We start from the raw sequence: 11,502 nt of genomic DNA, 5'->3' as shown, positions 1-11,502 counted from the left end.
ACGATATGTGTGCCAAGCGTTCCGGCGACCCGGCGATTGAGCAATTGCTGGAGGCCATAATGAAGCTGCAAAGCATTGAGGAATGTTATGATTTTTTTGAGGAATTGACGACACCCAAAGAATTGCAGGCACTGTCCCAACGGTTGGAAGTCGCCAAATTGCTGTTGAACGGCAACACGTATATGGAAATCGAAGCGGAGACTGGCGCAAGCACGGCCATTATTTCGCGCGTCAAGCGTATCCTGCACAATGGCAACGGAAGTTACCGGCTCATGCTCAGCAGACTTGAGCAGCAATCGCAATAACACACTACTTTCAACATAACGCAAAAAGAGGACGCATTGAACATGCGATCCTCTTTTTCTGGAATTTATTGTTTTTACAAAGACTGCTTATTATGTTTATTACGCTGGATATAATTCTTCATCTCAATATCAGCATCTGCACGATGCTGCGCTGGAATGGGAACAGCCAGAATTCCATCATCGAGCGGGTCGATATTACCATCTTTCCGCCCTATAACACGAACCGTTTGCAAGGATTTGGACTTGTGCATATTGCATCAGCTCCTTTGTCTATAGTATAGCTCAATTAACCTTTTGGCTTCAACAGGGGGAATAGCCATCAATTGCTGTCTGCTATTAACTACTTCCATTCGATAATAATGAATATAGTGATTAATTAAGCCGGTCTTCGCTCTGAGCAATACATATCCATCTCCATTATTTTCTACACTGAGCAAACAAGCTTGCGCGAATAAAACTTCTCCAATATTTCTAAATTGTTGCACCGGCTTTCGATTGTGCTTCGATTTTTCTACAAGTGCTAATTCTACGTACCCATCTCTGATAGCTACAGCAATTAGCCCTTGAATATGGGTATCTCCAATAACTTGTAACTTATACGCTGTGAACTCTTCATTTTTCTGTAAATATGCGCCCCAATTTAATCCACGTGTCCATCCATTGTTCTTTTTTAGTTGTACTAGATCAGTCTTAGTCAGTAAGCTGAAGTCTCCCTCATAATGTTCACCGTTACGATGGATTAAAGTCCAACTCAACTAAATTCCCTCCTGAAATAATCTCAAAACCTATTCTCGATGGAGTCTTAATATCTAAATAAATTAATAAAGGAGCTCTGTACATGGAGTGATTGCTTAGGTGTCTCAAGGAAATTCTAATATAAAGCAAGATCTAATGTACTTCACTTTTAGTGAAAGTATCTATGTACCTTATAATTATAACGAATGATGGCTAGAAATGTAAATAAGCGCATATTGATTCTCCCTATTTTTTCTACTAAAATATTAATGATCTATCTTCGTCGCCTACTTGGCGTGGATTTAAATACTAATAGTGATGTAGGTAAAGGAAATAGAAACTATCCTAAAGGTGCAACGCACCTTTAGGATAGCTTCATTTCTTGCTACGGTTTGACTACTTATGCCCTCGTAATTTCCTCAGTGACTCACTAGGAAATCAATGTTCGCCTTAAGTTGGCTATTCAGAACAATTCCATCTGCGCCACTTGAGCGTCGATACGCTCTAGCACCTGCGGATCATTGTCCCGGAAATAGGCGGTCTGGATCGTTTGCGCCGCCTCGACAATTTGCTTGCCGCTATCTGCTGCATGGCGCAAACGGCAGCTATAGGTATGTACATGCTAATTATTGTATACGCCTATCCAACACCTCAGCTGCTCTTCGAATTTCTCCCTAATCGACTGCGGCTCCAATATTTCCGCCGACGGCCCATACTGTGCTACCCAGTTCAGGAAGCCCTGTTCATGATTCACGGTTGCCTCGAACAGCAAGCTCCCATCAGGCATATCCGTCATCTTGGGACGAACGAACATCTCTTCTTCCTTGATGTATCTCGCCACATCAGGCTGGAATTTCACCTTGAACGTGATTAGCGTTTCTCCGCGATGCACCGACCAAGTATGCTTCATATACTGTTGAATATTGAAGTCCCCTTTATCGAAGCTGCTGTTCGTCATCTCTACATGGCGAAAGCGGCTCATACGGAACATTCGAATCTCTTCATTTCGATGGCAAAACCCAATCAAGTAGAAGCGCTGTTCGCGTGGTACTAAACAGTAAGGGTCGACTTCCCTCTCGCTCTCCGCATTGCGACTCTGAGTATGATAAATGACGCGAATCGTCTTCTGAGCCACAATTGCCTCCATGATCGGAAGAAGGTAATTCGGACTGTCTTCCTTGTAGGCAGGCGCCCCCATCTGAATGAGATTCGCAAAGCTTTCCATCGCATCCCGTCGCTTCTGCTTCTCTTTCACATGCGTCGCCATGACTTTGTCGTATGCCGAATCGAATTCAGGCGTCAGCTTACTCTTGTCTAACATTGAAGGAAGAATGGAAAATACCATCTCCTCTTCCTCTGTAAAATTAAGCGGATACAGCGCAAAGTTGCCGATAAAGTGATACCCTGCCCCATATCCTTCATTCGTTACCGGAGCAACAAAGTCTAGTGTGCGTAAATATCTATAGATCGTTCGATCTGACACTTCACATTTGCGTGCCAACTCCAGCGCAGATATGCCTGGATTCGCCTGTATCGCCATAATGATCTTCATGACCTTAATCATTTTATCCGACATGGTTGTGCTTCCCTCCAGATGTTGAAATCCCCTATAAATATTGGATATTCGACAACGCCCATAGGTCTTCCTGCCCAATTTATCCAAATAGAGGATTTCGTCATCTCCTGCGCTTATGAGCAATGTTCAATAACGTTGCTGCCCTTTATACCAGTCAATTAACTTCGCAATATCTCCTTCGGCTGCGCCTGTAAATATGTATTCCTTGGCTTTCGACGGCGAATTGATGATGATTTCCACCTGATAGATGCCAAATCCATGCTGAATCCTATTCTGATGATAATCGATAGATTGAATAGCTTGTCTAAGGACATAGATCGTTGTTCGGGTGATGCCAGGCTTTGCAAGCACAAATTGTTTGCCGTGAGTATCCCAGTACATTCCGGCATACCTTTTTCTACCTGACCAATACACTGCCGCTATCAACGGCGTTGCTAACCAAGCCCAAATTGACATACAAGCACCCAATCCGATAACAAGCATCCCCATAGCGAGAGGGAGCCCAATAAAATACATCGCCTTGCCCGAAGGCAGGTTCCGCTTAGGCATCGTTAAGGTGAATTCAGGAAGCAAACGCTCCATAGCAGTATACAGTTCTGGACGATGAACCGCAGGTAGAAGCAGCTTCATTCGCCGTTCCCCCTCATACCCTACGCAATCCATCCAGATAGATACATAGCCGAACGCTCGACTGAGTAAATGCTCCTTGATGCGAATCGACTGAATTTTGGCTACATGAAGGGAAATAGACTTTCTCTCCTGCCAGCCATACTGCACATGCAGATATGCGCCGTCTCGGATAACGGTCCATCGATTATATCGAATTTGCAACATGACAAGCGAGAACAACCATGTAGCGAACGCACATAAAGCAATAATTCCAAGAACTTGGAGCAGGACGGGTATAACATCTATGTTGAGTATCATTTTCCACATTTCATTTTTGAAAAAGGCTACCAAGCTTACTTCTTCTCCCTCAGCACGAGGCTCAATCCAATCCCATATATACGTAACGATGGATAGACACAAGGGTACTCCCATCCAAAACGTATTCGAGCTAATGGATCTCATAAAAATATCCTTCGGCTGAAGCACCCATGATGGCTTGGCTTGACCGTGACTACGCACTGACAGATTGATCTCAGCAAGGAGAATGTCCGCCTTGTCTCTTGTCAGTACAAATGTTGCATCCGCCTCCTCATTCGAATCAGAGGTTTGCAATTCTATGGTTGTCGCCCCCATGATTCGATCCATCCACGTTGCCTTCATCGATATATTCGTAATCCGTTCCAGTGGGATTGTTCGATGAGTCGTGTTGAATACCCCTTGTTGAATCAGAAGTGCAGACTCATCGATCTGATAAGTGTCTTTCCACCACGTAATCATAGACCACAGCAAAATAGAAACACCGATTACCACCGCCAATCCATACACCCAGTATGGTTGCTGTCCTGTTCCTGCCTTAATCTCGTTGAACAGCATAAGTGTATACGGAATAATCATGTAACGGACGGAACGGTATACATGAACGAGAATCTTGATTGGATGCTGTCTATTCACCATACGCACCCGTATCCCCTATCTTGGCGAGCTCAATGACCTGTCGCCGCAGCTTTGTCGTATCTTCCTCCAACAAGCCTAAGATGTAGTTCGCATCACCTGCCGTCACAATGGCCAGATCAGATATGCCAAGCTTTTTTTGAATGACATCCTGCTCGATAACCACATGCAGCACGCGGCTGAGCGGAATAACCGATGAATGAGCAGACCATATATTGCCCCACCGGATTATAATTTCATCAGAAGTCAGGACATAGCTTCTTCGTGCATAAGAGAATCGAACCCCATAGAAGATATAGAATAATGCTTTGCACCAATGAAAAAGGAGATATGCCGTTGCTGCATACATGATCCACTTCCATTGAGGGAGCCATAACAGATGAATGGCAATCGGAATACTGACCAGTGCAGTCTTCTTTAGTATTGACAGAAATCGGTATATCCGCCAGTAGGGTATGACATTCGGATGAAGTTGTTGCTCACTAACCGTTGAACTCATAGCTATTTTTTGTCACCTCTCTGAGATATATTGTCTCTATTATAGAGGCTCTCAACGACAAATCTTGTCAGCGAATATATGTTCTACGCAAAAAAACAAGCATTTCGCTCCATGATCGCATGAATCATGTAGTAGAAATGCTTGCTTCGCATTCTTATTTAATTCATTTCATCCCACGCATCCACGTAGGATGCGACGTTGTATCCGGAATCGACTCCGCACAGTGCGACGAAATTTCAATCCACGCTTCCGCGTAGGATGCGACGACAGTAACCTATGCACAGGTACCGGAGTCGATAATTTCAATCCACGCATCCGCGTAGGATGCGACTACGGTTACTCCATGCGAGAAGTAGAGACAAAGCAATTTCAATCCACGCATCCGCGTAGGATGCGACTCGAGATGTCGCCTTATACACGGTATTATCTTGGATATTTCAATCCACGCATCCGCGTAGGATGCGACTAATTTCATTAAATGCACCGACTCAGCTTTACAATTTCAATCCACGCATCCGCGTAGGATGCGACTAATATATCTGCATTCATATTTATTATCCTTTAAATTTCAATCCACGCATCCGCGTAGGATGCGACACATTTAGTTCCTGTACAGCTTCACTTAAAATTAAATTTCAATCCACGCATCCGCGTAGGATGCGACTACACGCTTCCAATATACACCATAACCTTACTTTTATTTCAATCCACGCATCCGCGTAGGATGCGACTGGCACAGGTGGAGAATTGGGGGCGTTCCGTCTGGATTTCAATCCACGCATCCGCGTAGGATGCGACATACCAACACTAGACAACGCGCCACCAAGTGATAATTTCAATCCACGCATCCGCGTAGGATGCGACTAATGACCCTGCGATATGGATCAAAGCTATGGTTATTTCAATCCACGCATCCGCGTAGGATGCGACCTGATTTGTGAAATACATGGGTACCCAGTTATACGGATTTCAATCCACGCATCCGCGTAGGATGCGACTGAATGAGGATTGGCGTGCCGAACGGCAACGTAGTATTTCAATCCACGCATCCGCGTAGGATGCGACCGTTCATTGTCCAGGGAGAAGGATGTCTCTATTATTTCAATCCACGCATCCGCGTAGGATGCGACAGCGATTTTTGACCAAAGCAATCAAAATAACTGGATACAATGATTGAATTAGTCAAATTTCGCGATTATTGAAAAAAAACAACTGACAACCATACATCAATATCATGGAACTGGAATAAAAATGGCAAAAATCAGGTGCGAATGTCCCAGGGAAATCATGTGCACTTCACATTCGCACTAGAAAATTAATGACCCGTCCAAATCGATCGATTCCTTCACACCGATATGCTCCACCTTGTTCTTATAGTTATTGCCTAACTGATAGAATCGAAGGCTGTCTGCCTTCTGATCAATTATATCTGCAAGCTGGATCTTGAGAGCGGCGAATTGAGCGGCATCCACATTGCATTCGAACACCGAATGCTGCACACGCTGACCATAATTTTGGCACATCTTCGACACCTTGCGCAACCGTCTCTGTCCGTCACTACTAGTGGTGCTGACATCATACGTAATTAACACCAACAATCCCATAACACCTACTTCCACAAAAATGGAGGGTATTCATCCAGATCACCGCGCAAATAGCGAGCTAGCAACAAAGCTTGGGCATGCGGGACCAATCCCCAGTTTATGTCTTCCCCGAGAAAAGGATGGCTAATCTTCTCTTGTTTTTTCTTCTGCCACGCATCCAAAAACTTCTTTCGCGCCTCATCCGTCATCAGGACGGCGCCATTTTCCTTCTTGAAAAAATCATCTTTATTCACAATACGCTTGTTGATCAAGCTGAGAACAAACTTGTCCGCATAGACGCCCCGCAGTTCTTCCATCACATCCAACGCCAGAGACACTCGTCCCGGCCGGTCACGATGCAGAAAGCCGACATAGGCATCAAGCCCGACTGCTTCCAAGGCGGCTGCCATATCATGAGCCAGTAAGGTATAGGCTAGCGACAGCATCGCATTGACGTTATCGAGCGGCGGTCTGCGCGAACGTGTGTGAAAATAAAAATCATCCGGCTGCTGCAAGATCATGTGACCGAACACTCTATTGTAGCTTACAGCAGCTTGACCTTCCAAGCCTCTCAACCGCTCTAAATCCTCACATGCCCTGACTTCAAGCATAAGGGCGGATAGCTGCTCCGACACCGCTTTGAATTGTGCCACATCCACCCGCAGCGGATAATCCCGGGTCATTCGTTCAACCATCCATTTATGATTGTATATCTTAGCTACGATAAAGTTGCGGGCAATTTTCGCTGACCAAGCTTCATCCTCGGATATCGCATATTGCTTTTTCCTTAGCACAACGTTACCTTTGCTCTGCCCGATGACCCTAGCTAGAAACCTTCCGCTCAGCGTCAAAAAGGTAATCGAAATATTCCGATCCGCACAATATCCCATTAACGCCGGACTGGCCCCCGTATATCCAAAGGATACGATTGCTTCCAGATTATGCAGCGGCAGTCTGCCCAGCTTCTGCTGCTCCTTCAGCAGTACGATATTATCACCGTCCAACGACAAATAAACGTCGGGCTGATTTATATACAACGTATTAAGAAGACGCCTCATCCTTGATCTTCCCCTCAATATAGCTTTTGACCGTCCGTTTATTCATCAGTGCGGGCAAACATATCGAATGAAGCGAACAGCTTTTGCAAAATGCTCCTGTCTTCACTTTCGGCGTAATCTTGCGCTTATAATAATCATGCATCTCTGCGGCGATCTTCCGTACCTTCTGCTTCACATCATCCGTAAGCGGCACTTCAATCCGATGCTTCAGCTCTTGATAAAAAAGGTATCCAGTCTGTACATCACACAGCAGCATCTCTTCCAGACAGATCGCTTGCGCCGCCAATTGCAGCACATCCGATTCATCCTTCTTCGGCTTGCCGCGCTTGTATTCGACCGGATATGCCAAATATGTGCCATCCGCTCCGTTGATAGGTATCCCACGCTCATCGCGGAGGAACTCTACAACATCGCACACTCCGGTGAACATCAGTTCATGCGATTTCACAGACATCGCACGAACGACAAGCTTATCGCCACGCTTTTCTCTCGTAAACGGCTGATCGGCATGGCGATGGAGATGCTGCCCTTCGATTGTTCTTACATTCTCCTCCCACTGCTGCTCTACATGAATGAGTGCCCATTGCCGCTTGCAAAATTGAAAGTGCTGAATGCCAGACAGAAGTAAAAAGTCGTCCTCATCCTTACAGGCCATCAATAACCTCTACCTTCAATCCTTCCAACTCATCCCAGGCAATTGTATAATCCTCTATGGATTTAGGTTCCTCCTTGTTTTTGCTAACCTTCAAGGAACGGTGTACTTTGGCTGAAGAATACTGACCAAGCTTCGAATGATGCTCCCACCAGAACAATTTCACTACTTCCATACTGCCGTCTGGTCTGGCAGAAGATGCGTCATTTTCAAACAATGTCACGAGTGCCTGCTTGATCTTCTCCGCATCGTCATTCGAAAATCCCGTCTTCTCTGCTAATTGGGTGTTAATGCTGCCGTAGCAGACATACACGCCAAAGTCAACGCGGTGCTTCATCCCCATCGTGTCCGAACCTTTCTCTTTGCCCGGTTCAGAATTTACGCTTTTCGTAATTTGCATACTCGTAATATCAATCGGCTCTACGCTCGTTGCCGTATGGATCGATACCGGCCCGCGCACGCCAACCGAGACACCTTTATCCGCTCCCCCTTTGAAAGCGAACACTTGGCCAAAGCTCCGGACATCAATCCATTCCTCACAAGCTAACTTGGCGAACTCCTCACTTGATCCGTCTTTTGCTTTCATAATTTTAGCTAGCGTCTCATTTGCTTCGGCACGTTCTCTCAAGCTCTTGAACGAATCCGTGTTGCGATCATTGGATTGGACGAAAATAGACTCGCCGTTGTCTTGCAATCGATTTCTTATTTTACGCTTCAAGGCCACATCCGATATTTCGCCATGTCCGTCATAGTTCTGACGCGGACGATTCCCGTTCAGCGGGTCGCCATTGGGATTTGCCTTCGTTACCGAAAATACAACCGCAAAGTCAACTTTATGATCCAAAACTGTCATGATTCCAGCTCCTCTTCATTGGATTGTTGGATTGGGCTTTCTTTATTCTCTTTTTTTTGATAGAGCTCATGTCTTTGACTATAGAAACCTAACAGATACTTTCCTGATAATGGCTTGTTATTAAAGTCATCAGGATGAAATGCAGATGCAATCTCGTCGATGATTCCAGATAAATAATAGCCTTTCGACCCTAATCTCGCTTGGTACGGCTGCAAGCTGGCTTGAATGGTTCTCCATGTTCGTTCTGGATGCTGTGCAAATGAATTCATATACCGAACCGCATTACTGGCACGCACATGACTTGACCCTGATTTGCCGGATCGGCGTGCTTCTTCGTCCAACACCCGACGCTCCAACACATCAGCAACCGCCAGCAACCGCCCGAACAGATAGCTTCGATCCATATTTTCCTTATCCAATGCCACCTCGTATCCCTCCTTTTTATTCAGCGAATCTTTATTGACCAAGGCGCAAGCGATGCTTAACGTCTTTTCCCATTCCCATTTTTCCATCGAGATCGGGTTGGAAGCGCGGCGGATCGCACTATTGACAATGTCAGACGGAATCTCTCTTTCATCCACGATAGAAGGCAGCATGCGCTCCATTAATCCCTTCACGATCTTCTCGTTCGCCTTGGAGCCATAAGCTGCAAATGCAATATCCTTCGTAGACGGCGCACCGTAAAACTGTACAAAATCTCCATTTTCGTCCTTGCGATAACGGTGCAGCCATACACAGGTCGTGTGCCATTTCAACAAACGGTCGAAGTATTGCTGCTTGTCCATCATCCGATAGTAGAGCACGGCCATTCGCCCTGTTGTCGCCGAGTCGAGAACAAGCAGATTTACATGGGATTCAGAAGAAGAGGCGAGCTTATTGCGATAGCCATCCAACGCCTTAGCCACTTCTTGTGCCAACTCTCGATTCGTGTAGGATTTTTGCTGTACGACGAACGGGGAAGGATCAAGTGAGAACGTGTCGTCTTCCGGGGCCGGGACATAAAGCGCATCGTTCGCCCATACGAGAAAAACGCGCTGATCAATAATCTTGCCTTGCCGCTGAATAAGCCACTTTAATGCATTATGGGCTTTCTGCGATACTTCGTAGCTGATGCTTGCCACTTCATCACTATGACTGAACCGTCCTCTGAAGGTGAAGCCGCTCGTATCATTCGCCGAGATGAGCTTGGCTTTATCTGCCGCGTTGCGGATCTTATTCGCATGCTTGTCTGTACCGGGCAGCATGTTGCCTGTTACATAGCAGAGCTTCTCGGCTCCAAGCCTCTGGTTGTAATACTGCACGAACGATTCGTACATCTCCGGATCATCCCAGACCTTTTCCAAATGCTTGCTCGACGAGTAGACGTTAAAACGAATGAAAGCACTATCTTGTTCCCCGGTCAGTACAGCAAAAATCTGCGGTTTCTCGCTGTACATAGAGACATATTTTTTGTCCCATTTTCCGATCAGATGGTTATTGGCATCCAGTACCAGCTTCTTGTCCTCCACCAGGTCCTGTATCAACCGTCCTTTGCTCACATACGCATATATGCTCTTCACTTTGGCATGGGCATAGGGAGATGACGCCCAGTCTCCTAATTGCTCGATATAAGCGGTGAACGGATCTTCCTTCTTTACTGGCCCGCCATAGGCCGTATAGTCTCCAGCCACATAGCTGATTTTATCGTGCAGCGGATACGGTGCCACCTTGGAGCCCGCCCGGCTCGACGAAGCTTCCGTGCAAGGTATTAACGTACTGCCATCGCTCTTATCAACGAAGGTTGCAGAATGAAATTCGCCGTCTTCCGTTACATTTACTTCGATATGTGCCGTCTGCGTCGTATGCGAAATCGGCAGCAGCGTATATTCTTGCTCGTTGTACTTTTTCTCGATGACGCCAACCCGATCCAGATTCGCTTCATACGTTTTATATAATTGCAGCAACCAGCTCATCTTGCTTCACCCGCTTCCATTTGGGCAAACAGATCATCAACAGATTCCATATGATCGCCCGTGAACTGCTTAGGCTCCATATCCGCAACAGCGCGTACTTGGGTACATTGCTCCGGCGCAATAAACTCAATCATCCCGTTCCGCATAACCGGATTCCACAGGCGCGTCTCCATCTGCCTTCTGCCGGTCTCATCCGGGTAGTTAATGCCATGTACCATCGTTCCCAGATGGATATCGCCATAGTTATCGTAGAAGCTCTCACCTTCCCCGAACACACAAGGTTCCACATAACCTTGGCACTCTCTTGACCCGAGAAAGATGTCCCGGCGCCCACCTGCTTGCAGGGAACGCTTCAGTATATTGTGATGCTTGTGCTCATTGCGGTCGTATTCCAGATCTGGTCTGTGCGGGTTAAAAATAAAATGTGCTCTACATTGGTATCGCACATCTTTTAAGTAAGTATAGTTAGCCAGTGTGTTGCCCCCACCGTAGTCAATGGGCCGAACCCCCTTAGATTCCATGCGTATCGGATTCATGACGCGTACTGCATCCACGATAAACAGCAAGGTCGGCTTCCAATAGATTGATTCTACAATTCCCTTCAAAGCTTGATAGGTAGGCACCTGGTAAGATAGCTTTTCTCCGCCCAGCTTCGTTAGTGGATCGGTGAACAGAGCATAGTTCCCATATACCTCGAACTCGATGCTGTTCCTCATCACGCCGCCTCCT

The 11,502-nt window shown here is 46.2% G+C and carries 12 protein-coding genes and 1 CRISPR repeat array; of the genes, 1 reads left to right on the top strand and 11 read right to left on the bottom strand.

All coding sequences use genetic code 11. The features are described 5' to 3' along the window. Positions 1-5: 5 nt before the first annotated feature. Entirely contained in the window at positions 6-305 is a 300-nt protein-coding gene (locus M3661_RS03520) for a YerC/YecD family TrpR-related protein (RefSeq protein WP_065293161.1), read from the top strand. A 74-nt stretch (positions 306-379) separates the two neighbouring features. Here M3661_RS03520 and M3661_RS03515 read toward each other — a convergent pair whose 3' ends face one another. From M3661_RS03515 to cas5c, 11 genes are all read right to left on the bottom strand, one after another. Further along, positions 380-556, bottom strand: coding sequence for a hypothetical protein (locus M3661_RS03515; protein ID WP_251482416.1), 177 nt, complete (start codon positions 554-556; stop codon positions 380-382). Between the two features lie 6 nt (positions 557-562). Then, positions 563-1,060: a hypothetical protein gene (locus M3661_RS03510; RefSeq protein WP_251482413.1), complete on the bottom strand. Its 498-nt coding sequence runs from the start codon at positions 1,058-1,060 to the stop codon at positions 563-565. A gap of 602 nt (positions 1,061-1,662) precedes the next feature. Then, entirely contained in the window at positions 1,663-2,616 is a 954-nt protein-coding gene (locus tag M3661_RS03505) for a helix-turn-helix transcriptional regulator (RefSeq protein WP_251482409.1), read from the bottom strand. A gap of 126 nt (positions 2,617-2,742) precedes the next feature. After that, the gene (locus M3661_RS03500; RefSeq protein WP_251482406.1) at positions 2,743-4,179 is read right to left on the bottom strand and encodes a PH domain-containing protein; all 1,437 of its coding nucleotides are present in this window, start codon (positions 4,177-4,179) and stop codon (positions 2,743-2,745) included. Continuing rightward, entirely contained in the window at positions 4,169-4,675 is a 507-nt protein-coding gene (locus M3661_RS03495; RefSeq protein ID WP_251482403.1) for a PH domain-containing protein, read from the bottom strand. The genes M3661_RS03500 and M3661_RS03495 overlap by 11 nt, the downstream gene beginning before the upstream one ends. Before the next feature lie 165 nt (positions 4,676-4,840). Next, positions 4,841-5,805: a CRISPR direct-repeat array (repeat unit 32 nt; unit sequence ATTTCAATCCACGCATCCGCGTAGGATGCGAC). Between the two features lie 177 nt (positions 5,806-5,982). Further along, positions 5,983-6,273: a CRISPR-associated endonuclease Cas2 gene (cas2, locus tag M3661_RS03490; protein ID WP_251482730.1), complete on the bottom strand. Its 291-nt coding sequence runs from the start codon at positions 6,271-6,273 to the stop codon at positions 5,983-5,985. A gap of 11 nt (positions 6,274-6,284) precedes the next feature. Beyond that, on the bottom strand, positions 6,285-7,316 hold the full coding sequence (gene cas1c / locus M3661_RS03485; protein ID WP_251482400.1) for a type I-C CRISPR-associated endonuclease Cas1c: 1,032 nt from the start codon (positions 7,314-7,316) through the stop codon (positions 6,285-6,287). Next, a complete protein-coding gene (gene cas4, locus M3661_RS03480; protein WP_251482395.1) occupies positions 7,300-7,971 on the bottom strand; it encodes a CRISPR-associated protein Cas4 in 672 nt (223 codons plus the stop codon). Before cas4 ends, cas1c begins: the two co-directional genes overlap by 17 nt. After that, positions 7,961-8,821: a type I-C CRISPR-associated protein Cas7/Csd2 gene (gene cas7c / locus M3661_RS03475; RefSeq protein WP_065294235.1), complete on the bottom strand. Its 861-nt coding sequence runs from the start codon at positions 8,819-8,821 to the stop codon at positions 7,961-7,963. The genes cas4 and cas7c overlap by 11 nt, the downstream gene beginning before the upstream one ends. Next, entirely contained in the window at positions 8,818-10,773 is a 1,956-nt protein-coding gene (gene cas8c / locus M3661_RS03470; protein ID WP_065294234.1) for a type I-C CRISPR-associated protein Cas8c/Csd1, read from the bottom strand. Before cas8c ends, cas7c begins: the two co-directional genes overlap by 4 nt. Continuing rightward, complete coding sequence (gene cas5c, locus M3661_RS03465; protein ID WP_065294233.1) at positions 10,770-11,489, bottom strand: type I-C CRISPR-associated protein Cas5c; 720 nt, start codon at positions 11,487-11,489, stop codon at positions 10,770-10,772. Before cas5c ends, cas8c begins: the two co-directional genes overlap by 4 nt. Between the last annotated feature and the right edge of the window lie 13 nt (positions 11,490-11,502).

This window comes from Paenibacillus sp. MER 180 (assembly GCF_023713665.1).
Lineage (GTDB): Bacteria > Bacillota > Bacilli > Paenibacillales > Paenibacillaceae > Paenibacillus_B > Paenibacillus_B suaedae.
Note: the sequence above shows the minus strand (reverse complement) of the source record. Positions and strands in the feature narration are given on the sequence as shown.